This is a genomic window from Desulfocurvibacter africanus subsp. africanus DSM 2603 (assembly GCF_000422545.1).
Classification (GTDB): Bacteria; Desulfobacterota; Desulfovibrionia; order Desulfovibrionales; family Desulfovibrionaceae; genus Desulfocurvibacter; species Desulfocurvibacter africanus.
Window position 1 is genome coordinate 69,967 of sequence record NZ_AULZ01000019.1, and the last position, 26,675, is coordinate 96,641.

Sequence of the window (26,675 nt, forward strand, 5' to 3'; positions counted from 1 at the left end):
CTATCCAAGAACATAATCTTCTGTTTGCTCTTGGTTATGCCATGCCGAAGACTTTGGCTTTGCTGTCATGGCCGGGCAGGTCACCATCCACCGACAAGGCCCAATAAAATGTAAACAAACAGCATCCAGGGTGCCTGGTTGTTTACAAATCTTTGTGAGCCAGGGCGAAATGTCCTTGTGATTATTGGCAGAAAGGGCTGTTTACATTCTTTTTGTGCTTATAACCCTTCTAGAGAATAGTGCCCAAGTTCGTGAGCTATGCTGAACCGCTGGAATCCCTTGTTCGAGATGGCCGTGCTGTAGAAGATGCCAAATTCGTTGCCCTCGCGTAAGAGCATGGCTGAAACACCAGATTCAGCATCGTCGTTCGCCGCGAGGAGAATACCTCGCTTATCAGCAATCGCGGCCAAATCGACGGGAAATCCTGTCACCCCATCTTCTTCAGCCTGCCTCTCCCCCTGGCGTTTGGCATCCTCTAGCCGGAAACTTCGACTTTTCAATTCTACTCCTCCTTTCGACCACCTCTCTTAGCAAGCATTTCAAGGAACTCAGCGGCAAGTGCTCGGTCCTTGTCAGTGAGTTTGGCCGCATGGCGAAACAGCGGATCAGCCGTAACTGCCGCAGTGGGATCATCAGCCCGACCAAGCAAGTAGTCGGTGGTAACATCAAGCGCCTCGGATAGTTTTCTTAAGTTGTCGAAAGAGGGCTTACGCTTCCCTCCCTCAAAGTGAGCGATGGAACTAGGCGGCAGGCCAGTTTTGGTCGCAAGGTCTGCCTGGCTCAGGCCACGCATCTCCCTGGCAGCCCGCAGACGCTCCTTGAAAACATCTGAAGGTGAAGGTTTCTGAGTAGACGACATATTTTTCATGGCGGTTCCGACATTCTCCTGTTGACGACTTAGCCAGAAGTCGTTATTTCGCCATTAGTAACATGTCGAACTCGACATAGCAAGAGCTATGCAGGACGCTTTAAGGATTGAAGATAAATAATGACAGTTACTTGGCTGCCTCTACCAAGGATGTCGGGTTCAAGGCCGATGAGCATGTCTGCTAGTCCCACACCGGAGTCGAGCATCTGCATCCCGGACATGGGATATGATTGTCAAGCTCGGCGGTAAAGACAAGAAGATCCACGCTGGGATTTCCACACCACGTACGTCACGCGCAGAACCGCTTTTACAAGGAGCATGTTCATGGTGATATCCGAGCAAGAAGTTATGCGCAAAACTCAACTCACTGGCCTTCTGGAGTTGATCTGCCAAGCCCTGGAGCTGACGAAAACCCAGTTTGAAACTGCAGAAGATCGCTACGGGGCCGTCGGTCGATGGCTTGCCGAGGCCGAAAGCCCTCTTATCGAAACTGCAACCGTTTATCCCCAGGGCTCAATGAGCTTGGGAACGACTGTAAAGCCCCTTGGTCGCAATGAGTTTGATATTGATCTCGTATGCCATACCCCGAGAGGCAAGCAATATATGGAACCAAGCGCTCTCAAAAAGCTGATCGGGGACCGCCTGCGTACAAATGAACGCTACCGTCCCATCCTTGAAGAGAAGCCTCGGTGCTGGCGACTCAACTACGCCGGAGATTTTCACCTCGATATTACTCCGACGATTCCTAATCCAGCCTGCCGCAGGGGAGGCGAGCTTGCCCCTGACAAAAAACTCAAAGAATGGAAGGAGACGAACCCCCAAGGGTACAAAGACTGGTTTGAGCAGTTGGCAGCGATTCCTGTGCGGTTCGTTGTCGCGGATGCGTTTGCAGCAAACTGAACTCAAATCGAGCCCCTCCCAATTCCGACCCAGTTTAAGGGCCTCTTGAGGCGGTGCGTCCAACTCTGCAAAAGACACCGGGATTACACTTTCCAGGAGGAAGATAAGCACCTAGCGCCAATCTCCGTCATCATCACGACCCTTGCCGCGAAGAGCTACGCCTATTGCGCGAAAAATCGCGTCTACAGTTCAGAAATTGATGTCCTTGCCGATGTCATAGAAATTATGCCCGATTTTATCCAAGTGCACGAGCAGGGAGGGCGGCAATTCTACTTCATTTGGAATGAGACAACCCATGGGGAGAATTTTGCCGACAAGTGGAACGCCGATGTGAGACTCGCCCATGCCTTCTATACTTGGCAGCAGAAAGCCCTCCACGCCGTTCGGGATTTGCCGGGCCTCATGGGACTTGATAAAATCGGCCGACATCTCTCCTATGAGTTTGGAGCCCCTGAGACGAAACGAGCAATTAATATTCTAACAGAGTCCATATCAAGTGCCAGGGCCGCAGGAAGCCTGGGCATACTTCCGGCGAGTGGGCTTGCAGTCGGCGCTGGTCGCGGTATTGGTGTCAGGCCCAACACCTTCTTTGGCAGATAATGAAGCGCCCCTCTTCTAGGAAAAAACCGCTTACACCAGCTATCCAGTTCTTAGTCCTGAAACAGCGCTATGGCGGGATCGGGCAAGGGACTCTGCGCAGAGGGCAAATCGTCTGGGAGTACGAAGACCAGCCAACTCTCCTTGGGCGTCGCTACAAGCTTAAATTGGTATTTCGCCAAGGGGGCTCGCCCGAGGTTTGGGTAACTGATCCTGATCTACCCACACTCGCCGAAGGGCGCACCATCCCACACGTTTACGCTCAAAGCCCCACAAAGCTGTGTCTGTACCGCCCTGGCAAGGGCCAGTGGGCCGAGCATATGTTTCTAGCGGAAACAATTGTGCCTTGGTCATTGCTGTGGCTTTTTTACTTCGAGGAGTGGCTCCTATCTGACGAATGGAAGGGAGGCGGAGAGCATCCCACTTCTAATCCCACTTCTAATGGATAACCTCTAGATAAGAAATTCAGACGATAGCACAGCATTGAATAATGGGCGATTGCCACGATAGTAAATGCAGCTTCTTCTGCTTCAAACCCCAAATACGAGCGAGGAAAAGGATGTCGATGACGAATGTTCCGCACAAACTGCAACTACGACTCTGGGGAAAGGCTGCTGGTAGATGCCAGTATGCGGGATGTAACAAACCACTGTGGCTCGATTCCCTTACCAAGGTTGAATTCAACATCGCCTACGCCGCACATATTATTGCCGATAAACCCCCGGACCTCGTGGAGATAAAGACCTCTCTGAAAAGCTCTGCGCTGATCTCTCAAATCTTATGCTTCTGTGCGATGAGCACCATAGGCTCATAGACCGCGAGGATGTTCCCGGACACCCACCTGAGAGGCTCCGCGAGATGAAGCGCGTGCATGAGGAACGAATAGAGCTTCTTTCTTCGATCACCGAAGAGAAAAGGAGCCACGTTCTGCTTTATGGGGCAAATATCGGGCAGAACACGGCACTCCTAAGCTGGGAAAAGGCTGCGCGGGCCATGACGCCTACCTGGTATCCGCTAGAGAGGCCAGCCCTTGAACTAAGCTTCCGGAATAGCTCCTTTCAGGACCATGAAGAGAGGTACTGGGTCATTGAGCAGGAGAACTTGCGGCGCCAGTTCGCCCTAGTGGTCAAACAGCGTCTCGCCCATGGCTCCGTTCAGCATCTGTCGATTTTTGGCATCGCTCCGCAGCCGCTCCTCATGGAGCTTGGGCGTCTTCTCTCCGATATTTCCACCGCCGAGGTGTATCAGTTGCACCGGGAGCCGCCCGACTGGCGGTGGCAAGAGCATCCTACTGATTTTACCTACCATCTTGATGAGCCAGCCGACCGGAAACAGAACGTAGCTATCAATTTGTCGCTGAGCGCCCACATCGATAACGCACGAATCCATCAAGTCCTCGGTGAAGACGTCTCCATCTGGACTGTCCACGTATCCGAGCCGGGTAACGATTTTTTAAAAAGCCGCCAGCAACTCTCCATGTTTCGGCAGTTCTTCCGGTATCTTCTGGATCGCATCAAGATGGAGCACGGCGAGGCCGCGACACTTCACATCTTTCCAGCGGTCCCGGTCGCGGTGGCCATTGAGATGGGACGGGTCTGGATGTCCAAGGCTGATTTAGCTATGCATATATTCGATCAAAACCGTGCAGCCGGAGGATTTGTGGAGTGCCTTACCCTCATTTGAAGTGGTGTGGGCGTTTGTGCGATCAGAGTTGACGAACAGAAGCCAGAGGTGGTCCCGGTTGTCTGTCCGTGGACCAGTCTTGTCAAGGCAGGGGGCTTGGCTTGGACCTGCTGCGGGACGCCGTGCTGAGGACGCTCCAGGCCGCGGACATCGCCGGCATGCGGGCGCTTTTAGCCTACACCCTGAACGAGAAGGCCGCCCGCTTCTATGCGCGCGCGGGTTTCCAGCTTTCCCCCTCCGTCCGCTGACCTATATGCTGCTCCTGGATGACGCCCACAAGACCTTGGCGGGGTGATGCGGATGCCCTTGTGCGCCGCAGTCGTCGGATTTCACGGCCAGCGTTTTCGGCACAGATCACGTTCCCTGAGAGCTCCCCATGAGTAGAATCGCTGACGATTGTAGTGTTGTGCTGTGTTCCCCATGTGTTCCCTTACCCAGCTCACCCCTGTGTAACCCATTAAAATCCTGCATCCCATGCACGAGATGCACACGGGAGCAAGGAAGATGGTTTTGGTCGGGATTGGAGTTGTATTTCGTGAGTATGTCCGTGAAGTTCTGGTCAGAACGCTTAAGCCTGGCGATATTGTCGTCGCGGACAATCTCTCGGCGCACAAAGATGCGCAAGCAAGGGCATTGATAAAACAATCCGGAGCCACGAACTGGTCTCTGCCAGCCTACTCTCCAGACCTAAATCCGATTGAACAGATGTGGAGCAAGGTGAAAGCCCTCCTGCGAGGGCTCAAGGCTCGCACGGAAGAGGCCTTGTACAAAGGGCTGGCACAGGCCCTGGATAGCGTCACCCCTGAAGATGCATTGGGATGGTTCAGGGCCTGCGGGTATCTGCCAGCTCAATAGAGAACTGCTCTAGTTATCGCATTCAACCTCTCCCGCGCTTCTCGCAGGTAGTGACGTAGGAAATGGAAGGTCACATACTCCGCGCCTTGCCGGTTGCCCGCCCACAGGAAGGCGGTACCGTGTCGCGCCTGGAAGGCCAGAACGCTTTGCAGGGCTGCATGGGGCTGCATCTTCGAGCGGTAGCGGCCTTGGGCCATGTCCTGTAGCCCCGCCTCCACGACCACGGCGAAGCGGTCCAGGGCAGCGGCCCACGCAAGCTCGCGCTCGAATCGCTCACGGCCTGTGGTCAAACAGCCCACAAGGTCATCAAGGCTTTTGCGCTCGACGGCCACGCGGTCCTCAAGCCCAGCAAGGGAATAGTCGCCAGTGGGAAGGGTGCCCCGGACCTGCTCGCACTCGTACTTGTCGAAGGTGAAGGGCGCTTGCTCGCGGGTGTCGATTAGCACTCGCATGGCGTGCCCCCGGCCCTGGCAATGCGCGCCTTCATCTCTGCGCGGTGCTGCTCCACGGCTTCTGGCCGCGTGTCAATCAGGTTGGGCGCGTTCTCGCTGCCGTCAGACGCTACAAGCTCGACGCTCTTGATATGGTTGAAAGGCTGTTCATACTCCGCAACATCGCCCCCGTTGCGAGCAATGGCGTAATAGACGTACTCGGACAGCTTGTAATCACCCTGGCACTGGGATTCGGAATAGTCCTGTCGATAGGCCGTGATCTTGAACAAATTCATTTCTGCACCATCCTAGTGCGTTTAGCCTGGCGTCCTGCCGGGCGTTATGCGGCCAGTTTCATCGGGTTATATGATCCATTCGCCAATTCGCGGGCGTGCGCGGCTATGAGGTCCACGGCCCCAAGGAAGCAGTCTTGCACCATGATCCGCTCGGATGGTGTGAACGCCTCGGGATAGACCATGGCGAACTCGGGCTTGGGGTTCACGGCGTAGAAGTGCAGGTGCAGGCCCTCGACACGGTAGGCGTCCAGGCACCATAGAAGACGCTCGAAGGCTTCGGCCTGGTCCGCCCGCGTTTTCGTGTTTGCCGAAAACGCTTCGGGCAGGTCGGGCAGGTCGGGCAAGCCCATGTCCTGCGCCATTTCCGAGGTGCCCGACAGGGAATCGGACATTTCGGGCAGGTCGGGCTCGGGCTCGGGCTCGGGCATGAACAGGTCAATCCATCCCATGTGGCTAGCCCTCCTGCTCGTCAGGTAGGGCCACAACATAGCATCGAGGCCGCCCAAGGCCGGGCAAGGCAACCTTGACCTGTAGGCCCTTCTCATTCGTCCGCAGCCATCCGGCCTGCTTCAACACCTTGGTCGCACGGCTCGCGTCATGGCCGCGCAGGACTTCGGCGCTAAATACGCTCGGCAGGAAGATAAACTCATGCCCGGCTTGCGCCTTGCGCCTGAATCCAGCCCGATTGATGCACCTGTCGGCATTGGCGTTGCCATCCGCGTCAAGGTCTTGGAAGCGGGCTGCTCCATGCTGCTCAATAAACAGGCGGACGGCTGACAGAATGGCCCGATCCTCGGAGGCCCCGGCCCCGCCGCGTGCGGCTATCCACTCGCCAAGGCACCGCATGGCAGCTTCGATGGCTTCGCCCGCCCGCCAAGGCAGAATGCCCCATTCGGTTGCCATTTCACCGGCCACGGCGCACAGGGCGAAGCGAGCGGCCACACGGCGGACCTGCCCATCAGCCTCGGCAGGGCAAGCCCGAGCCACGAAGGCGGGAATGGCCTTCAGGACTTCGGTGCGGGCGTTGTCCATGTCGGCCACCATGCGAGCAGTGAAGGCCCGGAAGGCGTGCCCGTAGTGAGTCGCGGCGGCTCGCTTGATGCTGTCGGCAAACACTGTAGGCGAAGCATGGCCGTGCAGGTTCTCGAATAGGCCCAGGCCCTTGCCAGCATCGGCGGGAATGTCCACAAGTCGAACTTCTTGGCCAGCTTTGACCGTGCGCCCCATTTCTTCCTGAATCTTCAAGGCAAGCCCAATCTCGCCGCTTGAGAGGACAAGCGTTCTCCATGTGGCGGGCGTCCTGTGCGTGCCGTCACGGGTTGCCCTGGATTTGCCGGACCCGTTGGCGAGCATGTAGACGGCTTCGCTCACGGCGCGGGCATCAGCTTGGCCTAGCTCATCGAGGGCCAAGAGGCTGTCACAGTGCATGGCGGCCAAGCCCTCCAGGCCATTGGACGTGGCCCGCCAGTTGCGGACAAAGCCGCTTATGCCCCCGCCTCCGCAGACGGACCCCGCAGCATGAAGCGCAGTCGATTTGCCGGTGGAGCTTCCGCCCACGAAGTTTAACCCGCCGCTTTCCTTGCCCGCGACTTCAAGCAGGGCCGCCGCAAACGCCGCACTTATTGCCAGCACAAGGCGGGAATTGCCCTGTGCCAGTGTGGCGAGGCATTCTTGCCAGCCCTCAAGCGTGCCGCCCCGGCGGTAAACGCTTTCTGCCACTTCGTGCTGAAGTACGACCATTTCGCCCGTACTGCCGACAACCTCATCGGGGAAGACGTACACCGGGCCATGCCAGCCGGTCCGTTCCACGCAGCGCACGCGGGCCTTAGGCCTGGACGTGGCGAGATAGGTCGCAATGCTTTGGCGGTTTTTCCTGCCCGGTGCTCCGATCCATCCGCCGTCAGCAAGCGTGGAATGCCACGTCGAATCATCACGCGAGAGCATGGACAGGGGCATAGCCCAGCGGTGCAGCTGGCCGTCAGGGTCACGCCATTCGATGTAAAGCCCCCAAGCCCCGCTTGAGGTGTCGCGGGTCATGCCCAGCACGTCCAGGCGTGGGCCAAGCCACACTTCCTGCACCGCGCCTTCCTGGTCTTCCTCCAGGCGGTAAAGCCCGGTGTTGTCGTTCACAAAGCCCTTGGGCGCGTCCTGCCTGACAGGCCCGCCCGACGTGCCCGAATGCCCGCCGTCTGCTTCGGGCATCCCGCAATCGTTGGGGGAGCAAACCCCGCCCGACGTGCCCGACGTGCCCGACAACAAATTGCCTTGGCCGGATGTTTCGGCGGTAATGGCAATCGCCCGCGCCACAGTGCCCGCGCCGTATGTTTCACCGCCTCGGGCAGGGGCATCCCACTTCGGGCGCATGAGCCCGGACAGACGGAAAACGCGGTCTATGGCCATGATATCGCGGCCAAACCAGAAGGCCAGATGACAGCACAGGGCCGAATCCGCCTCGGACTGCGAAGCGTAGTGGTCTTGCCACACGCCATCGAACAGGGCCTTTATTTCCTGCCCGTTCTTCGAGACGAAGGCGCGCTCAAGACGGGCGCGGTCTTCGATGGCTGGCACTGGCCTGGAAGCCTGGACGGTTGACGGATCGGCCACTTGGGCGGGGCGGGTTCCAAAGGTTTCCGCATGGAAGGCTTCGACTTCTGCTTGCCGCGCTTTTACCTTGGACGGTGTGCCCTTGATCCGGCAGCCCGTAACGGTCAGATAGCGGCCCGACTCGTACATCTCGATTGGGCCTTTCTTCCTGCCATTGGGCGGGAGATTGGCAAAGACGAACATGCGAATGCCGGTGCCGGACGGGCTCGCTTCGGCATAAGTCGCCATGTCCTGAATAATGGCCATGGTCCACGGCTTGATCTCTCCTGTGGAGGCATCCCGGCAGTGGTCCAGGTCGATTCCGACGAAGTGGTCGGCCTTGCTCAGAACAAAGCCGGTGCCGTCACAGTCGAGGCGGGAGTATGCCTGATAAGCGGTGTCGAAGTCTGACCATGTGGTGGGGTCCGTGCTGGAAGCGTTGCCACCAGTACGAGCATTCACAGGAACCTTGGCCCACTTCCATTCCCCGCCTTTGATCTGACGCCATTCATAGCGCCAGCACACCCATTGGGGCACTTCGCGCAATTCATTGGGAATGCCGTCAGGATTGGGCGCAATGGCTTGCGGCCTAGCTGGTTCAGGGTCAGAGGTATTGGCTTTATCGGCCTTGCACAAGGCTTCGGCATCGGGTAATAAATTTGTGCCGCCAATCATTGCCCCGCCCCGGTAGCCTTCCCTGGCCGCCGGGGTTCTACTTTGCATCGATAGCACCGCCCTTATCGCAAGACACGGCGCGAGACTCTAGCCAGGACGTGAGTTCGGCCACAGGGTAAGCCACCTTCTTCCCGACGCGAATGCGGCCCTTCGGACCTTCGCCCTTGCTGTCGAGATTTGCCAAAGTCCGAGGATGTAGGATGCCGCCGCTGAACTCGCTTACACGGTCGCGTGCGACGTAGGGGGATGGCCAACGGGATGCGAGGTCTGCAAGGCACGTTTTTACTTGGGGCATATCGCCTCCTGTGTTGAAGTTTCACACAGGGGCAATCGTGCGCCAACCTGAAGCTAAATGCTTATCATTTAAGTCTAGGCCTTTTTGCAAAGGCATCAAGCGCACTGGCCAATACTGAGTTTAGTCTTTCCAAAGAGAAGCCTAATGTGTTTGCGACTAGTCGCCTAAGCTCTACAGAGTCATCACGACCTTCTACCGTTGTCAACTGCGAGTATATACACAACACAGACCTACCAATGTCTCTTATCAGCACTTCGGCATCAAGTTGATAACAACTCCTCTCATTTCGATAATATGCCTTATCTAACTTAGATTTTGATATAGCAAAAACAGACGCCACTTCCTCTGCTGCATTTTCTCTAGTTATACATTTTGTCTTCATGGCAATCTTTACCATCAACACAGCACAAGTCACTTTCATATCCATCAAAAGCTCACTTCTTTGTCTCATATCTGATATGCCAAGAGCTCTCTTTAGGTATGCCGGACTATCTACACCGTTTGCGTCGACACCCAATCCATCTCTAAGTTTAGAATACTCCACCTGCCCACCTCGAATTAGGGCATTTGAAACAACCAACAGATACTCGCCGACCCATGAGGGAATTGGATGACCATGATAAAGGCAAACCTCAAGCGCGGCCCAAGCTCGGAAAGGATTGCCGTTATTGAAGTATTCAACCTCCTGAACCGTAAGAAAAGTCCGTAATTCCTCTTCAGTCATTTTAAACATATATTCTCCCAGGCTTTTCTCCCGAATGTCCCGGCCAGAGCTGCGAGAGTACCGCCTTTTCGGCATGGGTAGCTAGTCCACGCCTTGGCCGGAGAAAGACTGACGCGTCCAACCGAGGGCGGTCCCAGCCGGCAATAGCGCTAAGCTACAGGAGGCGTGTCATCATTCGCCTCTTCATCTGACCTTACCCCCGCTTGGTACCCCACGGATAAGTTGGTGACTGCCTGGTCTTTGATGTTTCCGTAGTAGCTCGCCCGAAACTGCTCGGGCGAGAGTCCTGCAAGCGCACTATGCGGACGCTCGCGATTGTAGTCCTGACGCCAGGCTTCGACCATTCGCCGGGCATCCGCCAGTGAAACGAAAACGTTCAGGTTCAGGCATTCCTCTCGCAAGCGGCCATTGAAGCTTTCGATGTGCCCGTTGTCCATGGGCCGACCAGGCCGAATGAAGTCCAACAGGACGCCATGCTCATGCGCCCAGCGGTCAAGCGCCTTGCCCGTCAGCTTCGGCCCCTTGTCCATCCTCAGCACGGACGGCTTTCGGCCTCCAAGGCGTAGCGCATCAAGCACACGGACCACGCGCTCTCCCGGCAGGGAGTGGTCCAGCTCGATTCGCGAGCAGCTGCGATCCCACAGTTCCACGATGGTCAGAAGCCGAAGCCTGCGCCCGCTTATCAGGGAGTCGCTCACGAAATCAAGCGGCCACTGCTCATCCGGTCCACTTGGTCCAGGCTGAACGACTCGCAAGTGGCTTGGACGCTTTCTGCGGCGCTTCAGCCGAAGCGAGAGTCCCTCCTCGCGGTAGACGCGCTCAACTTGTTTGTGGTTCACAAGGAGTCCCTCCCGGCGCAGCAGAATGCACAGTCGGGGACTGCCAAAGCTCCTGCGCTCCTCGGACAGCTCACGCAGGCGCTTGCGCAGGTCCTCATCCCTGTCAGGCCCGGCAGGCCGCCTGAACGTGCGCCGATTAAGCAGCATAAGTCGACATGCCCGCCGCTCGGAGTAGCCGTGCTGTGAGATTGCATGGACCACGGCCTCCTTGCGTGCGGCAGGCTCTACGAGTTTTTTTGGAGCGCCTCGCGCAGCACCCCGATGTTCAAGGCCTGCTCGGCCACTAGGCGCTTGAGACGGGCGTTCTCCTGCTCAAGAAGCCTCAGGCGTCTTGCCTCGGATATCTCAAGGCCGCCATACTTGCTCTTCCACTTGTAGAATGTCGTGTCGGAAACCTAAGTACTGCCGGCAGATGTCGGCAACCGACATCCCGGCCTCGGCTCGCGTGAGAATCTGGATGATCTGTTCCTCGATGAAGCGGCTCTTGCGCATGACGACGACCTCCTGGCCAACGCCACAACCTTTACACTGGGATACCTGACGGGGGAGTGGATCAGGGTTTGGAATCAGCCCAGCTCTCCAAAGGTGCCAGACAGCGATAGGCGCAACAAAAAAACCGCACAAGACGGCCTGTCATCGCGCGGGGGCTTTTCTGGGCCAAGTATTGGTCTTTCCTCTTGGGACGGATTGCGTCAGGATTCTTGTGAGTTGGTACGTTTAAATTCGCATATGGCGCATTGAGTATATCAGGACTGGAGCTGGAATGATGAGGGGGTGAGTAGGCGATTTGTGCAACCAACTTCTCTACAAAAAGGGTGGGGAATTGACGTCTGTATCGGGCCTTGGGTCTGAAAAAGTGGGGACAGAGTGGGGATAGAATGCGTCAGGCTAGAAAAACAAAGCCCGCCTGATCGCCGGGCTGACTTGAAAATGTCCAATAATGGCGGAAGCATATAGGAGTCGAACCTACCGACGACCTTTCGACCGTCCACCGGATTTGAAGTCCGGGCTGAATACAGGTTTCCCCTGAAATGAAACAGCCCCCGGAGAATCCGGAGGCTGTTTCCGAGGGGAATGAGCATTCCCGAGGGCAGTGGGGCGATACTATTCCTCGGGCGTGCGGATGGAATGATTGGTCAAGCCTGGACCAATCTATTCCAATGTCTTGAAGCGAGCTTGCCTCCGGTGTCGCCCACGATCAAGCATTCGCTTGCGGACAGAGTGTCGATGAAGTTGAGGCCTGCCTTGGGTGCCATGACGAACACGGAAGTGGACAGGGCGTCGGCTGCCATGACGGTCTGAGCGGTCACGGAGACGCTGACGCTCTTGGTCGGCGAATGGGCGGTTTTCGGGTCGACGACGTGGTGGTGCTTGCGCTCCGCGTCGTAGAAAACCTCATAGCCGCCGGAAGTAGCTACGGCTGCGTCCTTGAGCTCCAGGATCGCCGGGTAGTCGCCTTTCTTGGCCGGGTCCTCGATGGCCACGGTCCAGGGCTGCCCGACGGAGCGCGCACCCCGGGCGCGGATGTCGCCGCCTGCGTTGATCAGGTGGTTGGCGACGCCGTTCGCGGCCAGTACGTCGGACGCACGGTCGACGATGAAGCCCTTGGCGATGCCGTCGAGGGTCACGCCCATGCCCTGTTTGCCGAAGTGGACTTCGGAGCGGGAGAGGCGGATGGCGCTGGAATCGACCAGTTCGAGAGCCTCGCGCAACTCCTTCTCGGAGATATGCATGCCGCCGCTGGACTTCAAAGTTTGGACCACGGGCAGAACGGTTGCGTCGAAGGCGCCGCTGCTGAGCCTGTTGAAACCGATGGCCTCGCGCATGACCGCGAAGAACTCGGGCTCGACGTCGGACAGACGGCCGGTGGCGTTCAGATGCGCCAGCGGGGTGCTCGCGTTGTGACGGTCGAAGATGGCTGAAAGGCGCTCGATCTCCGCGAAGGCGAGACCGATGGCATTCTCGGCTGCCTGCCTGGACTCGTGCACTGCGGTAATGGCCACGAAGGTGCCCAGCAGGAAGCGGTTCTCACTGACCTTGTATGCGTTTCCGATCTTCCGGGTTTCGGTCATGCGGATCGCGGCCATGACTGGCGCGGGTGTTACGGCCGCGCCCAGGCCCACGATGCCCAGGGCGCGGATGAAAGCCCTTCTGGTAAACAGCTTGCTGTTCATGCCCTCTGCTCCTTTGCGGGCTTGCTGTATTCCCTGACGTCCGCGTCGGCTGCGTATTCGGAGCCGGCATAGGAGTCGTAGCAGGTCAGGCCGCAGCGCAGGCAACGGCTGCCTTCCTTGCGGGCGGCCTCGAACGTCACGGAGCCCTTGACCTCTTCCTTGAAGGTGCACCTGCGGTCCTCGACGCTGATCTCAGGGACCTTGATGCGCGGGATGGTGTAGACGACCTCCATGTGCTTGAGGATGGACTCGGGAATGACGCCAGTTTGCGGGTTGACCGGCTCGGGGATGTCATTCTGGGTAACGAGGTAATGGATCGAGCGTGCCGCGCGGCGGCCGTCGGCGACGGCCTGAATAAGGATGTTACGGCCGGTGCGCGCTTCGCCGCCGACGAAGACGTTCGCGAGGCTGGTCCGCAAGGTGGTTGTGTCGGCCTTGATGCCGCCAGTCTTCTTATCCAGATCAAGAAGAAGCTTGCCGCTTTCGTCGGTGAAGGGAGTGGTGTCCACGAGGCGATCGGTGGCCACGACGACAAGGTCGGCTTCCATGCTCGCCTCGCTTCCCGCGACTGGCTTGGGCGTGCCCGTTGCCTTCTCGGGGTCATCGTATTGCAGCTCGCGGTACTCGATGCCGGAGACCTTGCCGCTTTCAGTCAGAACCTTCACAGGCTCAGTCAGGAACATGAGCTTGCCGCCCAGTTCCGCCGCGCGCGTGACTTCGTTCTTGTTCGCGGACATTTTGCGCTGGATGCAGGGGATGAGCGCCGTGGTTTGGGCGCCCAGGCGGGCAGCGCTGCGGATGATGTCCATGGCTGTATTGGTGTCGCCGACGACGACAACCTTCTTGCCCTTGAGATTGGTGATGGACTTGTTGATGGCGGACAGGAAGCTGATCGAGTCGACCACTCCCTCGGCATCGGCGTTCTCGGCCTGGAGACCGGGAACCTTCCATGCGCCGGTGGCGATGAACACGGCTTCAAAGCCCTGTTCTTCCAGATCCTTAATGGTGATGTCCTTGCCGAATTCAACACCGCTGCGGACCTCGACGCCGAGCTCGAGGATGGACTGGATTTCCCAGTTCACGACCTTGTCGGGCAGGCGGTACTCGGGGATAACACCCGTGAGCATGCCGCCGACCTTTTCACGCTTCTCGAAGATGACAGGCTCGTGGCCGATGCGGCGCAGGAAGTAGGCGCAGGACAGGCCGGCGGGACCGCCGCCGATGATGGCCACGCGGTGGCCGGAGCGGGGATTGCAGTCCAGCTTGACGCGCGTGCCGGAGTTCATTTCCCAGTCGGCGACGAAGCGGTGCAGGGTGTGGATGGCCACGCCCTCATCCGCGATGTTGCGGCGGCAGATTGTTTCGCAGGGGGCCGGGCACAGGCGGCCGACGGCCAGCGGCAGCGGATTGCGCTCCTTCATGGTCAGCAGGGCGCCGCGCATGTCACCCTGCTTCATCTGCTGGATGTAGGTGCGCACGTCTATCTGGGCCGGGCATTTCTGCATGCAGGGCGCCAGGCAGTCGTCGGTCTTGTTCAGATGCAGGAGGTCCATGGTCAGGCCGGAGACTCGGATGGCTCCCGTGGGGCAGACCTCGACGCACTTGCCGCATGAGCGGCAGGCGTTCATATCGACAATCGGCAGGTTGTCGTCGTTCAGGCGGATGGCGTCGAAGCCGCAGACCTTCACGCAGGAGCCCATGCCGATGCAGCCGAGGCCGCAGGACTTCTCGCCGCCGTAGAGCAGGGCCTCGGCGCGGCAGTCATGAATGCCCTCGTAGTCGAAGAGCAGGTTGGCGCGGGAACCGCCAGTGCAGATATTGTGGGCGACTTTGGGCTCCTTGAAGGAAGCCTCCAGGCCCATCACGGCCGCGACATTCTTGGCGATGTCGGAGCCACCGGCGACGCAGATTTCCGGGGCAGCCTCGCCCTTGACGATGGCCCCCGCAGCCGCCGAGCAGCCCGGATAGCCGCAGCCGCCGCAGTTCGCGCCTGGGAAGCAGGCTTCGACGGCCGCGATGCGCGGGTCTTCCTTGACATGCAGGACCTTGGAGGCGGCGGCCAGGACGGCCGCGGCGGTCAGGCCCAGCAGGAACAGAATCAGAATCGAAGTTGCCATACCTAAGTCTCCCTAGCTTGCTGGTTAGGCGGCCATGCCCTGGAAGGCGAAGAACGCCAGGGACATGATGCCGGCCATGATCAGGGCGATGGGCACGCCCCTGAACACCGCCGGGATCGGAGCGATATCCAGCCGTTCGCGGATGGAGGAAATGATGACCAGGGCGACCAGGAAGCCGATGCCTGAGGCCAGCGCGAACATGATGGACTTCAAGAAGGAATAGCCGTTGCGCTGCACCATGATCGCCACGCCCAGCACCGCGCAGTTGGTTGTGATGAGCGGCAGGAACAGGCCGAGCGACTTGTACAGCGGCGGAAGTACCTTCTTCAGGAACATTTCGACGAACTGCACCAGGGAGGCGATGACCAGAATGAAGACAATGGTCTGCAGGTACTCGATCCCGTAGGGAATGAGCACGTACTGCTGCAGGGGCCAGGTGAAGGCCGTGGCCATGACGATGACGAAGATGACCGCGCCGCCCATGCCGAGCGCGAGATCGGTGGACTTGGAGGTGCCCATGAAGGGACACGTGCCAAGGTACTGCACCAGGACGATATTGTTGATGAAGATAGCGGAGATGAACAGCAGGAAGAAATCCATAGGTATCTAGCCTCCTTACTTGCCGCCGCAGGAGTTGCACGCCCCGCAGGAGGCGCAGGTGGAGTTTTGAACCACGGGCTTTGTTTCGCCCTTCTTGCGGCTCCTGTAGCGGTTGAAGGCGTTCATGCCGGCCAGGATCATGCCCAGACCGACGAACGCGCCCGGAGCCTTGACCATGAAGGCCATGGGCTCGAACGAATCCCACATCACGGCATGTCCGAAGACAGTGCCTGAGCCGAGGATCTCGCGCACGGCGCCAAGGAAGGTCAGCGAGAGCATGAAGCCCAAGCCCATGCCGAGGGCGTCGGCGATTGACGGAAGCACGTCGTTCTTGGAGGCGAACGCCTCCGCGCGGCCCAGAATCAGACAGTTGACGACGATCAGCGGGACGAAGATGCCGAGCTGTTGATAGAGCGGGTAGGTGTAAGCCTGCATGAGCAGCTCGACGGCAACGACCAGCGAGGCAGCGATGACGATGAAACAGGCGATACGGACCTTGGCCGGGATGATCTTTCTGAGCGAGGAAATGATCAGGTTGGACATGGTCAGAACGAAGAGGACCGCCATGCCCATGCCGAGGCCGTTCTCCGCGGTGGAGGTGACGGCCAGGGTAGGGCACAGACCGAGAAGCACCCTGAACGGAGGGAGCTCGGCCCACAAACCCTTGATGAATTCTTTACCAATACGGTTCATGTCGGTCTCCTATGAGTTCTTCCAGGTCTTTATGATTTCTGGCTTGATGCCCTGGTAGATCTCGATGGCCTTGCGCACTGCATCCACGGTACCTACGGACGAGAAGGTCGCGCCGGAAACGGCGTCGATGTCACCGCCCTTGGACTTCAAGTTCATGCTTTCGAGACCGTGAGCCGTGAACTGCGTGGTGAAGGCTGGCTCCAAGATGCGGGTGCCGAGGCCGGGAGTTTCGGTCTGAGTTGTGATGCCGATACCGAGAAGCTCGTCCTTTTCCACGTCGATGCCGACCATGACGCCGATGTCGCCGGAGTAGCCTGGAGCGAAGGTTTCAAACGCCACGCCGGCGAGTTTGCCGTCCTTCATGGCCGGGAAGACGTTCACATCGCCGATCTTCACACGTTCGGCGATGGGGTCGTTGTCACGGAACTTCAGGACGGTGAGGAGGGCGGGACCCTGCACGTAGGTCAGCACCTGCTGTTCGATCCGGTCCTTGGTCGCCTGCTTGAGATTCACCAGAACCGCGCCGGAGGTGGCGCAGATCATGGACAGGACGGCGAGCATATAAAATATTTCGCGCATGGCTTACCTGCCTCCGAAAGGTTTGGGGCGAATCCGGTCAAGGAGCGGGGTGAGCAGGTTCGCCACCATGATGGCGAAGGGCACTCCGTCGGGGTACACTCCGTAGACGCGGATGGTGATGACCATCATGCCCGCGATCAGGCCGAAGAGGACCTGAGGCAGCCTGCCCACAGGGGAGGATGCAGCATCGGTAGCCAGGAAAAACGCGCCGAAGATAGTGCTGCCGGTCAGCAGATGAAAGGCCGGGTCGGCGTATGCGCCGGGATCGATCATCCAGAAGATGCCGGACAGACCCACGACGCCGGCGAGGAACGCGGCTGGGATGTATGCGCGTATCCAGCCGGTGGCGAGTAGGTAGATGCCGCCCGCGAGGAGTGCGAGCACTTGTGATGCACCGAGACCGCCTAGCTGTTTGCCCAGAAGCAGGTCGGTGTAGTTGAACTGGTAAAGCGCCTGCAGACCAAAGTGCTTTAATTGGTCCGGCGGATAATTCATCAGCGAGTGGGCCATATTCAGGTCGATATCCACGGCCGAGGGCCAGGACAGCCTACACACGGCCCAGGCGACCAGCGGGGCGCAGACCGGGTTGGAGCCGAAGCCGCCGAACACGGTGCGGCCGAGTACGATGGTGATCCCTGCGCCCATGGTCACGAACCACCAGGAAGCGGTGGCTGGCAGCAGGAAGGCGAAGAGCACGCCGGCGTACAGGGCGTTGAAGTTGTCGACGTCGATGTCCCTGCCCATGAGTTTCTGGCAGGCGACCTCTGTCAGGACCGCAACCATGCCGGCAAGTGTCATGACTCGCGCCGCATCGAATCCGAAGTACAGGACGCCCATGATTGCAGCGGGCAGGAGCGCGAGCAGATGATGCACCATCATGCGCTGCACGGTACGACCGCTGCGCCAGTGCGGCGGAGGCGAAACCGTGAGTCTGGTGGCGATGTCGGACATCGCCTTTATGATGACGGGAGAAGAAGTGGTCATATCGTTGCTATCCCCTTTGATTCTCGGGATTCCAGTCGTTTTGGGCCTGAGTCCTATGCTTTTTCGCCCCTGGCCTTGAGCTGGGCCTTGGCGAAGCGGATGTACTGCAGGAGCGGCTTACGTGCGACACAGTTGAATGCGCACAGGCCGCACTCGAAGCAGCTGTTCAGGCCGTGCTTTTCGGCCATCTCGAACCTTTCGAATTCGGCGTAGCGGGCTATCAGATTGGCCTGGATGCGACCGGGACAGAACAGCACGCACTCTCCACAGTTGATGCAGGCCGCATCTTCGACCGGAGGGAAGCTTCCGGCAGGAACCACGAACAAACCGTAGTCGCCCTTCTTCACGCCTTCATCCAGGCTGTAGACTGCCTCGCCACGGAAGGGGCCACCGAGAACGACCTTGTCATGAGGCTCGACAGACATCCCAAGGTGGTCAATGATGTGGCGAATGGGCGTTCCCAGCGGCACGCGATAGTTATTGCCGTTGATGGTCATGACCGTGTGAGTCATGGGCAGGCCGGTCCTGGCGATGCGGCCGATGTTGTACAGGTCCATGACGCTAATGACCTTGGTATTGGAGGGAAACTCCTTACCGGTCACGGCCTTGACCACCAGTGCGTCTAGGGAGTTGGGGTACTTGGGCTTGACGGTTTTGGTTTCGCTTCCGGCCAGCTTATAGGGCGCACCCTCGGCCAGGGCCAGCACGGTCCTGACCGGGACGATGAACTTCTTGACCAGCTTCAGACCGTCTTCCAGGAGCTCACGCTCCCCCTTCAGGAGCTGTTCGGCTACGGAAACGCCTGGTTCGGGATTGAGACCGTTGATGACAAGGATCTCGGCACCGGACAGGGGAGCGACACCGATGCCAAGGTCCTGCAGGCTGCGGAGCAGTTCCTTGCCGGGACCCATGGAGGCGATGTCGACGGGTGCGACAGCCTCTTCACCGCCATCACACTTGATAGTCAGGTTATGATAGTTGACCTTCACAACCTTGCCCGAGAGCGGAGTATGATACGCCCCGCCGAGCTTGGATGGATGTTCGGCGATCATCTCTCCGGCGGCGAGCGTTTTTCCCTTGCTGGTCTTCATGACAAGGTTGCGCACCTGAACGTTCAGTTCCGCAGGAGCGGGGATGTCGATGATCCCGTTGTTCAAGTCGGTTCTGAGAGAATATTGAGTTTTATGCATCAACCCTACCTCGCATGGCAGTCGTAACAGGAGTCTTTGCCGTAGGGGCCGCCGCTCTCTTCGTGACAGCTCATGCACTGGTTATGAAAGGCATCGGCCCTGGTGGGAATGATCTCGGTGTCGGGCTTGTCCTCCTCGGCGAGCGGCCCCGTTGGGGGCTCGCTATGGCAGCGCATGCAAGCCTCGTCGTTAGGGAAGGTCTTCTGATGCTCGATCCTGAACTTTTCATCGAACGCCGAGGGATGACAGGATCCGCATGCCAGCGGCTGGTCCTGGCCGATATTGTCGTGGTGACAATCGGCGCACTCGAATCCATAGTCCTGGGCATGAGCCTGGTGAGTGAAGATGACCCTGCCGCCGTTGTTGTCCATGATGACGCGGGCCGGAACGTCATGCTTTGCCTGAAGCCTGAGGTAACCGCTCAAGGCCACCAGAAACATGACGGCGACAATCGCGGTGATTGAGAAGTATCTCTTCTTCAATGGATCATTCCTCTCTTGAAGTGCATTATTCATGAGCCTTGGGCACGATCCCGCACCATTGCGAGATACGTCTTTCGTTCTGACCGTCGGGCTCATTTCTTCGGGCATGCGCCCGGTGGAGCCATCATCCAAGCCGCAGACGTGCTGCAGAGCATGCGCGGCAGGCATGCACAAAGTGCTATTGCATGGACCGCTCCACCTGAATGCGCGTTTAATTCAGCGTAATAATTGGTAAAAAACGGGCAGTATCGCGCAAGGGGAGACTTCTGGTCAGATTGGTTGCATACATAAATTGGTTGGTTGGCCAAACAAAGCAGATAGCATGCCATGAAAGAAGGTGTGGTCTCGAATGGACCCGAAGAGTACGGAAGGACTGGCTAGAGCCAGGAATAGCGAGAGAAATAATTCACAATGACGTGTTGTTGGAGGAGGGCGAGGACAGGCGTTTTCCTATCCAGTGAGCAATGTTTGAAACGTGAGTCCGGAATACCAGACCCATCCCAAGATTATTTTCCGCCAAGAACTATAAGATTATCAAACTTATCCAGCTGATTAACTCACAAGGACGCTTTCCTGTTTTTCGGAGCAGAGAGGTTTTGCATTCCGGAAATCCGGCGCGTGTCCACGTGCGTGGATATGCCCCAGGCGACTGCCTTCCCAGGTTAAACGCCACGAAGGGAAAAACTCGGCTTTCTCTTGTGCCGCAGGTGCGCTTCCTTGCTCGCCAAGGTATCCATAAAGCAGGAAGCAGAGCCTAGAGCATTTTACTTTGAAAATGCTCTGCAAACCATGCGTCGGCATGGCTTGCCGCCGCGCGCAGGCGCAGGCGCAATTCACTTGCGCCGTCAACGCCGGAGCGGGCGTCTTAAAAGCAATCTGCTCTAAATCCTTGAAATGCGCCCATGGCATGGTGGAGCAGGCATGAAGACGGGCCATTCGGCCCGGCGCGGTTGACAGCCGGTCATGTCGCAAGCGTGCCGTATGCGGCGGCCCGCTTCGTGCATGGCCGGAAATTTCCCTATTTCCCGCTTCCGCGGCCAATCACGTACAAGGAATGTCCCAGATGAGCGAAAAGATAAGCGAAAAGCTTGCGAACCCCGCCCCGCTGGGGCTTATGGGCTTCGGCATGACCACCATACTGCTGAACATCCACAACGCCGGGTTCTTCCCGATCAGCGCCATGATCCTGGCCATGGGCTTATTCTACGGCGGCATCGGGCAGGTCGTCGTCGGCATCATGGAATTCAAGAAGGGCAATACCTTCGGCCTCACCGCCTTCACTTCCTACGGCCTCTTCTGGCTAACCCTCGTCGGCCTCATCGTCATGCCCAAGCTCGGCCTCGCCGATCCCACCCCGCACGCCTTCATGGGCTGGTACCTGTTCCTCTGGGGCGTGTTCACCTTCTTCATGTTCCTCGGCACCCTGAAGGCCAGCGCCGCTCTGCGCTTCATCTTCGGCTCGCTCACATTGCTCTTCTTCCTGCTCGCCGTGCGCGACTGGACCGGCTCCGTGCTCATCGGCACCATTGCCGGCTACGAAGGCATCGTCTGCGGCGCTTCCGCCTGTTACCTCGCCATGGCCGAAGTCCTGAACGAGCAATACGGCCGCACCATCCTGCCAATCGGCTAAATTCTTGCCTCCGGCGTCTGGGGGGCATCATGCCCCCGGTCCCTGCGTTACTAGAGCATTTTGCTTTTGAAAATGCTCTGCAAGCCATGCGTCGACATGGCTTGCCGCTAGCTTCGGCGTAGGCGCAATTCACTTGCGCCGTCAACGCCGGAGCGGGCGTCTTAAAAGCAATCTGCTCTAGAAGCGGTTTTTATGGTTTTCGATGGAAGGGCCTTGGCCCAGTCAAGATTGGACGGATCTGGACCGTCATCCGGCCCCTGCTGTCCAGCGAGCCCTGTCCCCCCATATCCTCCCCATAGACAAAAAAGCCCGCCGGTTTCCCAGCGGGCTTATTAAATTTCTTTCATATTGGCGGAAGCATATAGGAGTCGAACCTACCGACGACCTTTCGACCGTCCACCGGATTTGAAGTCCGGGCGCCACACCGGTGACGATATGCTTCCCTTCGAGAAAGTGGCTAGTATCAGAACCACCGATGCATGGCAAGGTTGGGCATGCGGACCCGCTTGTCAAGAGGCCTGAGGGTCTGGGCGGTCTCTCGCACTCTTCGCTCAGCGTGGACAGCCATGGGGCTGTATGCTAGCTATTAAATTTCTGCGGGTATTTATTGCGACCATGTTGCCCGCAGGCCTTCCAAGCATTAGTTATAGCTGCTTGCTTTTTGAGCAGGCTCCCGCAATAACCAGAAGGTATAGAGCGTCCGGCGCCATAGGCGCACCCGGCTGGATTAGCCCGGCCGGTAACGCGGAGGAATACGTTGAACAGTTTTACAAAGAATCTAATTTTGTGGGTGACCATATCCCTGGTCATGATCGCCCTGTTTAATCTTTTCAACCAGCCGCAGACCGCTGAGACCAAGCTGCCTTACAGCGAGTTCCTGCAGCGGGTGGATCATGGCGACGTGCTCGAGGTCAAGATTCAGGGGCAGAAGATCTCGGGTGTGCTGGTGAGCGAGGAGCGCTTCGTCTCTTACTCTCCCCAGGACGCCAATCTCGTCGAGAAGCTTATCGAGAATAAGGTGCGGGTCGTTGCCGAACCGGAGGAAGAGGCGCCATGGTATGTCACGGTGCTCGTCTCCTGGTTCCCCATGCTCCTGCTCATCGGTGTCTGGATTTTCTTCATGCGCCAGATGCAGGGCGGCGGCGGCAAGGGCGGCGCGCTCTCCTTTGGCCGCTCCAAGGCGCGGCTCACCTCGCCCGAGCAGGCCAAGGTCACTTTCGAGGATGTGGCCGGTGTGGACGAGGCCAAGGAGGAGCTCACGGAGATCGTGGATTTCCTGTCCGATCCCAAGCGCTTCACGCGTCTGGGCGGCCGCATCCCCAAGGGCGTGCTTTTGGTCGGCCCTCCAGGCACGGGCAAGACTCTGCTGGCGCGGGCTGTGGCCGGCGAGGCTGGCGTACCCTTCTTTTCCATCTCCGGCTCGGACTTTGTTGAAATGTTCGTGGGCGTGGGCGCGGCCCGCGTGCGCGATCTATTCGTGCAGGGCAAAAAGAACGCGCCATGCCTTATCTTCATCGACGAAATCGACGCCGTTGGCCGTCAGCGCGGAGCGGGTCTGGGTGGCGGTCATGACGAGCGCGAGCAGACCTTGAACCAGCTGCTGGTGGAGATGGACGGTTTCGAGTCCAATGAAGGCGTCATTCTGATCGCGGCCACCAACCGTCCCGACGTGCTTGACCCGGCGTTGCTGCGGCCTGGTCGTTTCGACCGGCAGGTGGTCGTGCCCACGCCTGACGTGCGCGGCCGCAAGAGGATCCTGGAGGTCCATGCCCGGCGCACGCCGCTGTCCAGCGAGGTGGATCTGGGGGTTATCGCCCGGGGCACGCCCGGTTTCTCCGGCGCGGATCTTGAAAACCTGGTCAACGAAGCGGCCCTGCACGCGGCTAAGACGAACAAGACCCAGGTGGATATGCGTGATTTTGAAGAGGCCAAGGATAAGGTGCTCATGGGCAAGGAGCGCAGGAGCCTCATTCTCTCGGACGAGGAGAAGCGCATCACGGCCTACCACGAAGGCGGCCATGCGCTGATGGCCAAGCTGCTGCCCGGTACGGACCCGGTGCACAAGGTCTCCATCATTCCGCGCGGCCGCGCCTTGGGCGTGACCATGCAGTTGCCGGTGGACGACCGCCATAGCTATTCCAAGACCTTCATCAGGAATCAGCTCGCCATGCTGCTCGGCGGCCGCGTGGCCGAGGAGCTGTTCATGGAGGAGATCACTACGGGCGCGAGCAACGATATCGAGCGCGCTTCCAAGTTGGCCCGCAAGATGGTCTGCCAGTTCGGCATGAGCGACAAGCTCGGTCCGCTTTCCTTCGGCGACAACCAGGATCAGGTCTTCCTGGGCAAGGAACTCATCCATAGCAAGGATTACAGCGAGGAAACGGCCCGCGAGATCGACTCCGAAGTGCGCCGTTTTGTGGACGAGGCCTACCAGATCTCCAAAAAGCTGCTCAAGGAGCATGCCGAGGTCATGGAGCGCATCGCCAAGGCGTTGCTTGAGCGGGAGACCATCAGCGGCGCGGATATCGATCTGCTCATCGCGGGCAAGGATCTGCCCTCGAACGGGTCTGGCGGCGAGCCGGGCACGGGCACGGATTTCAAAACGGCCCAGGCCAAGGCGCGCCAAGAGGACGACCGTAAGTACGGTGATCGGGACAAAGCCGAGGAGCAGGTCGGCAAGCCGGGTCCCAGTGACGCTTCCAGGCGTAATCAGGGACAGGATGAGGACGAGTTTCTGCTGCATGGCGAGGATGACGACAAGAAGATCCAGTAATTCTTGACATCTGGACGCAATGCTCGGAAACATCAATTGGCAAGTCATGGGGGGCAGGGTTCTCGGGCCCGCCCCCTTTCTCGTGGCGGGTATTCTTAATGTGACCCCGGATTCTTTTTATGACGGTGGGGCGCATGAGCTGCCGGAGCAGGCCGCTGCACATGCCGCACGGCTTTTGGCTGAGGGCGCGGACATGCTCGACGTGGGCGGCGAGTCCACTCGGCCTGGAGCGCGATCGGTTAATGCCGCCGAGGAGATTTCCAGGGTCATGCCTGCCATTCAGGCGGTACTGGCCTTGCGTTGCGCCGACGGTCAAGCTCCTGCCGTATCCGTGGATACGTACAAGGCCGAGGTGGCTGCCCGCGCCTTGGATGCCGGGGCGGTTATCGTCAACGACGTCTCGGCTTGCCGTTTTGATCAGGAGTTGGCCGATGTGCTGGCGCAGCACAAGCCGGGCTATGTGCTCATGCACAGCCAGGGACGGCCGGCGGACATGCAGAAGGCCCCGGTCTACGCCGACGTGGTGGAGGACATTCTGGCCTTTTTTGAAGAACGCCTGGATTACCTGGTTTGCCGGGGCCTGCCCGAGGCATGCATAGTGCTCGATCCGGGCATCGGCTTTGGCAAAACCCTGGCACATAACTTGGATATTCTTCGCAGAGTGGACAAATTTTTGTCTTTGGGGCGGCCCGTATACATGGGCTTGTCCAACAAGAGCTTGTGGCAAAAGCTCTTAGGTTTGGGACCCCTGGAGCGTCAGGTGGCCACGGCCGTGGCCACGGCCCTGACCTGGTCCAAGGGCGCGAGCATCCATCGAGTGCACGAGGTGGCCCTGGCGCGGCAGAGCCTGCGCATCGCCGAGGCCATCGGCTGAGGTTGCCCGCATTGCAAGTGTTCCTGAAAATGTGCTTGGAACTGCTCGGCTGACCGGAGACAACCAAACGCAGTCACCGCAGGGCTGGCTGCGCAATGGAGATCCCAAACCTGTTCGGCTTCGACTTCACCCAAATAACCTGGAAGGAGATCCTGGACTTCGTCCTGGTATCCTTCGTCTACTACCGGCTCATTTTGCTGGTGAAGGGCACGCGCGCCGTACCGGTCATGTACGGCCTCGTGCTCGTGGTGCTGCTTTACTATTTTTCCAGCGAACTGGGCCTGACCACGCTCAACTGGCTGCTGCAGAATTTCCTGGGATCCATCTTCCTCATCATCATCATTTTGTTCCAAGCCGATATCCGCAAGGGCTTGGCCGCCGTGGGCACTGGCGGCCTGTTTCGGCGTGATCGCGGCGTGCATGAGAAGACCCTGGAGGAGATCGTGCGCGCCTTGACCGCCATGGCTCAAATGCGCGTCGGCGCGCTCATCGTCATCGAAAAGACCGTGCCCCTGGGCGATGTCGGCGAGCGCGGCATCCCCATCCGAGGCGAGGTGACCAAGGAGCTGCTCATGACCATTTTTCATCCGAATACTCCGCTGCACGACGGTGCGGTCATCATCCAAGGCGATAAGATCATGGCCGCGGGCTGTGTCCTGCCCCTGACAACCGATCCCAAGCTGGCCTCGCAGTACGGCACGAGGCACCGCGCGGCCATCGGCATCAGCGAGGAAACCGACGCTGTGGTCACGGTGGTCAGCGAAGAGCGCGGCAGCATCTCCGTGGTCATTGACGGAAAGCTCGTCACCAACCTGGACGAGATTCGTTTGCGCAGAGTCATCCGCAATGCCTGGGCCAGGTAGGCGCACATGAAGAGCAATTGGCAGTTTCTGGTCATCGCCCTCATACTCGGCTTCTACTCCTGGTACTCCGTGTCCTTCGAGCAGAAGGTCAATTCAACCGTGCAAGTGCGCCTGGAGACCACAAATCAGCCGCGCGACCTCGTGGTGCGCGAAGGGCTCATCAGCACCATCGACGTGGTGGTGCGCGGCCCCAAGAGTTTGGTGCGCTCCATTGATTCGCGCAAGATCGGCTACTCCTTGGACCTCGGCGCGCTCAAGCCCGGCGAGAACATCCTCAACTTCACGCCAGACCGCATTCCCCTGAAAGGTGCCGTGGAAGTCGTGGAGATCAAGCCGCCGCGCATCGTGATCCAAGCGGAGGAGGTGGCCAGGAAAGAGGTCCCGGTAACGGTGGCCTGGACCGGCAACCTGGCATCTGACTGGCTGCTCAAGGAAAAACTTGTGGAGCCGTCCAAGGTCGTTCTGCGCGGACCAAGATCCATGGTGGACAAGGTGGACAGGCTGAGCACCCAGCAAATCAAGGTCGAGGGCCGGACGCCGCTGATGTTCGAGGATGCGGTCAGTATGGATGTGCCGGGCGACATGAGCGTGGAGCCGGCCAAGGTAAAGACGCTGCTGGTTTTCGGTCCCAAGACGCGCGAGATCTGGATCCGTGTGCCGCTGGTGCTGGACAGGGACAGCGCCAAGCGCATAACGGATTTTGAACCCAAGGAAGTCCGACTGCATCTGGAGGCGCCACTCAGGCTCATCAATGAGGATCGGCTCCACGAGCAGGTAAGAGCCTTCCTGCGTATTGATCCGGACGTGGACCCGGGGCGCTACACGCTGCCCTTCCAGGTCCGCCTTCCCGAACATACGACGCTGCTCAAGACCAGACCGGAGGCCGTGGAGATCACGGTCAGGAAATAGCCGCCAGGCTATCTCACGGCATGCTCATGGGCACGCTCATCTAGAGCAGATTGCTTTTAAG

The 26,675-nt window shown here is 58.8% G+C and carries 27 protein-coding genes, 2 tRNA genes and 1 pseudogene; 10 read left to right on the forward strand and 20 right to left on the reverse strand.

All coding sequences use genetic code 11. The annotated features are described in order from the left end of the window. Positions 1-218 precede the first annotated feature (218 nt). Entirely contained in the window at positions 219-500 is a 282-nt protein-coding gene (locus H585_RS0113670; protein WP_027368230.1) for an ImmA/IrrE family metallo-endopeptidase, read from the reverse strand. Positions 501-502: 2 nt separating this feature from the next. Further along, positions 503-868 carry a helix-turn-helix domain-containing protein gene (locus H585_RS0113675; RefSeq protein WP_211221632.1) on the reverse strand — a complete coding sequence of 122 codons (366 nt, stop codon included), beginning with the start codon at positions 866-868 and terminating at the stop codon, positions 503-505. Positions 869-1,192: 324 nt separating this feature from the next. On the opposite strand from H585_RS0113675, the gene H585_RS22210 reads away from it, so the two are divergent. After that, a complete protein-coding gene (locus tag H585_RS22210) occupies positions 1,193-1,768 on the forward strand; it encodes a nucleotidyltransferase domain-containing protein (protein WP_051183148.1) in 576 nt (191 codons plus the stop codon). 189 nt (positions 1,769-1,957) lie between these two features. On the opposite strand, the gene H585_RS22215 is transcribed toward H585_RS22210, so the two are convergent. Beyond that, positions 1,958-2,197 carry a hypothetical protein gene (locus tag H585_RS22215; protein WP_051183150.1) on the reverse strand — a complete coding sequence of 80 codons (240 nt, stop codon included), beginning with the start codon at positions 2,195-2,197 and terminating at the stop codon, positions 1,958-1,960. A 170-nt stretch (positions 2,198-2,367) separates the two neighbouring features. Here H585_RS22215 and H585_RS24030 point away from each other — a divergent pair, with 170 nt between their 5' ends. The 4 genes from H585_RS24030 to H585_RS21545 all read left to right on the forward strand — a co-directional run bounded on the left by H585_RS24030 (position 2,368) and on the right by H585_RS21545 (position 4,903). Beyond that, positions 2,368-2,814 (forward strand): type II CBASS E2 protein, encoded by a 447-nt coding sequence (locus H585_RS24030; RefSeq protein ID WP_027368232.1) that lies wholly within the window; start codon positions 2,368-2,370, stop codon positions 2,812-2,814. A gap of 409 nt (positions 2,815-3,223) precedes the next feature. Beyond that, a complete protein-coding gene (locus H585_RS21535) occupies positions 3,224-4,048 on the forward strand; it encodes an SAVED domain-containing protein (protein ID WP_211221633.1) in 825 nt (274 codons plus the stop codon). Positions 4,049-4,116: 68 nt separating this feature from the next. Next, positions 4,117-4,296 carry a GNAT family N-acetyltransferase gene (locus H585_RS22610; RefSeq protein ID WP_161628428.1) on the forward strand — a complete coding sequence of 60 codons (180 nt, stop codon included), beginning with the start codon at positions 4,117-4,119 and terminating at the stop codon, positions 4,294-4,296. 256 nt (positions 4,297-4,552) lie between these two features. Beyond that, positions 4,553-4,903, forward strand: coding sequence for a transposase (locus H585_RS21545; RefSeq protein ID WP_051183154.1), 351 nt, complete (start codon positions 4,553-4,555; stop codon positions 4,901-4,903). Here H585_RS21545 and H585_RS0113705 read toward each other — a convergent pair. The 16 genes and pseudogenes from H585_RS0113705 to H585_RS23090 form a co-directional block, all read right to left on the reverse strand. After that, positions 4,897-5,355: an ERCC4 domain-containing protein gene (locus tag H585_RS0113705; protein ID WP_027368233.1), complete on the reverse strand. Its 459-nt coding sequence runs from the start codon at positions 5,353-5,355 to the stop codon at positions 4,897-4,899. The genes H585_RS21545 and H585_RS0113705 overlap by 7 nt on opposite strands. Beyond that, positions 5,343-5,630, reverse strand: coding sequence for a hypothetical protein (locus H585_RS0113710; protein WP_027368234.1), 288 nt, complete (start codon positions 5,628-5,630; stop codon positions 5,343-5,345). The genes H585_RS0113705 and H585_RS0113710 overlap by 13 nt, the downstream gene beginning before the upstream one ends. Positions 5,631-5,674: 44 nt before the next feature. Next, a complete protein-coding gene (locus H585_RS0113715) occupies positions 5,675-6,079 on the reverse strand; it encodes a hypothetical protein (protein WP_027368235.1) in 405 nt (134 codons plus the stop codon). Between the two features lie 4 nt (positions 6,080-6,083). Beyond that, the gene (locus H585_RS22220) at positions 6,084-8,936 is read right to left on the reverse strand and encodes a phage NrS-1 polymerase family protein (RefSeq protein ID WP_081678676.1); all 2,853 of its coding nucleotides are present in this window, start codon (positions 8,934-8,936) and stop codon (positions 6,084-6,086) included. A 311-nt stretch (positions 8,937-9,247) separates the two neighbouring features. Continuing rightward, positions 9,248-9,916 (reverse strand): hypothetical protein, encoded by a 669-nt coding sequence (locus H585_RS23085; RefSeq protein WP_138708195.1) that lies wholly within the window; start codon positions 9,914-9,916, stop codon positions 9,248-9,250. A 257-nt stretch (positions 9,917-10,173) separates the two neighbouring features. Further along, positions 10,174-11,238: pseudogene (locus tag H585_RS21560) on the reverse strand (IS3 family transposase); the annotation flags it as partial. A gap of 449 nt (positions 11,239-11,687) precedes the next feature. Then, positions 11,688-11,771, reverse strand: a tRNA-OTHER gene (locus H585_RS23285). A gap of 111 nt (positions 11,772-11,882) precedes the next feature. After that, complete coding sequence (locus H585_RS0113740) at positions 11,883-12,920, reverse strand: FAD:protein FMN transferase (protein WP_027368236.1); 1,038 nt, start codon at positions 12,918-12,920, stop codon at positions 11,883-11,885. Next, positions 12,917-15,037 carry an FAD-dependent oxidoreductase gene (locus tag H585_RS0113745; RefSeq protein WP_027368237.1) on the reverse strand — a complete coding sequence of 707 codons (2,121 nt, stop codon included), beginning with the start codon at positions 15,035-15,037 and terminating at the stop codon, positions 12,917-12,919. The genes H585_RS0113740 and H585_RS0113745 overlap by 4 nt, the downstream gene beginning before the upstream one ends. A gap of 24 nt (positions 15,038-15,061) precedes the next feature. Continuing rightward, positions 15,062-15,637, reverse strand: a complete 576-nt coding sequence (locus H585_RS0113750; protein WP_027368238.1) for an electron transport complex protein RnfA — start codon at positions 15,635-15,637, stop codon at positions 15,062-15,064. A 15-nt stretch (positions 15,638-15,652) separates the two neighbouring features. Continuing rightward, the gene (rsxE, locus tag H585_RS0113755) at positions 15,653-16,330 is read right to left on the reverse strand and encodes an electron transport complex subunit RsxE (protein ID WP_027368239.1); all 678 of its coding nucleotides are present in this window, start codon (positions 16,328-16,330) and stop codon (positions 15,653-15,655) included. Positions 16,331-16,339: 9 nt separating this feature from the next. Further along, complete coding sequence (gene rnfG / locus H585_RS0113760) at positions 16,340-16,909, reverse strand: RnfABCDGE type electron transport complex subunit G (RefSeq protein ID WP_014261203.1); 570 nt, start codon at positions 16,907-16,909, stop codon at positions 16,340-16,342. 3 nt (positions 16,910-16,912) lie between these two features. Beyond that, a complete protein-coding gene (locus H585_RS0113765) occupies positions 16,913-17,893 on the reverse strand; it encodes an RnfABCDGE type electron transport complex subunit D (RefSeq protein ID WP_027368240.1) in 981 nt (326 codons plus the stop codon). A gap of 53 nt (positions 17,894-17,946) precedes the next feature. Further along, positions 17,947-19,083 carry a 4Fe-4S dicluster domain-containing protein gene (locus tag H585_RS0113770; RefSeq protein ID WP_027368241.1) on the reverse strand — a complete coding sequence of 379 codons (1,137 nt, stop codon included), beginning with the start codon at positions 19,081-19,083 and terminating at the stop codon, positions 17,947-17,949. 5 nt (positions 19,084-19,088) lie between these two features. Beyond that, positions 19,089-19,565, reverse strand: coding sequence for a cytochrome c3 family protein (locus H585_RS0113775; RefSeq protein ID WP_027368242.1), 477 nt, complete (start codon positions 19,563-19,565; stop codon positions 19,089-19,091). A 552-nt stretch (positions 19,566-20,117) separates the two neighbouring features. Next, positions 20,118-20,501: a hypothetical protein gene (locus H585_RS23090; RefSeq protein WP_138708196.1), complete on the reverse strand. Its 384-nt coding sequence runs from the start codon at positions 20,499-20,501 to the stop codon at positions 20,118-20,120. Between the two features lie 139 nt (positions 20,502-20,640). Between H585_RS23090 and H585_RS0113780 the strand changes: the two genes are divergently transcribed. After that, positions 20,641-21,195: an acetate uptake transporter gene (locus tag H585_RS0113780; RefSeq protein WP_027368243.1), complete on the forward strand. Its 555-nt coding sequence runs from the start codon at positions 20,641-20,643 to the stop codon at positions 21,193-21,195. Positions 21,196-21,544: 349 nt separating this feature from the next. Here H585_RS0113780 and H585_RS0113785 read toward each other — a convergent pair. Beyond that, a tRNA-Sec gene (locus H585_RS0113785) sits at positions 21,545-21,638 on the reverse strand. A gap of 314 nt (positions 21,639-21,952) precedes the next feature. On the opposite strand from H585_RS0113785, the gene ftsH reads away from it, so the two are divergent. The 4 genes from ftsH to H585_RS0113805 all read left to right on the forward strand — a co-directional run bounded on the left by ftsH (position 21,953) and on the right by H585_RS0113805 (position 26,614). Further along, positions 21,953-23,968, forward strand: coding sequence for an ATP-dependent zinc metalloprotease FtsH (gene ftsH, locus H585_RS0113790; protein WP_027368244.1), 2,016 nt, complete (start codon positions 21,953-21,955; stop codon positions 23,966-23,968). Between the two features lie 19 nt (positions 23,969-23,987). Further along, complete coding sequence (folP, locus tag H585_RS0113795) at positions 23,988-24,842, forward strand: dihydropteroate synthase (RefSeq protein ID WP_027368245.1); 855 nt, start codon at positions 23,988-23,990, stop codon at positions 24,840-24,842. A 95-nt stretch (positions 24,843-24,937) separates the two neighbouring features. Continuing rightward, positions 24,938-25,705: a diadenylate cyclase CdaA gene (gene cdaA, locus H585_RS0113800; RefSeq protein ID WP_014261196.1), complete on the forward strand. Its 768-nt coding sequence runs from the start codon at positions 24,938-24,940 to the stop codon at positions 25,703-25,705. A gap of 6 nt (positions 25,706-25,711) precedes the next feature. Further along, complete coding sequence (locus tag H585_RS0113805; protein ID WP_027368246.1) at positions 25,712-26,614, forward strand: CdaR family protein; 903 nt, start codon at positions 25,712-25,714, stop codon at positions 26,612-26,614. Positions 26,615-26,675 lie beyond the last annotated feature (61 nt).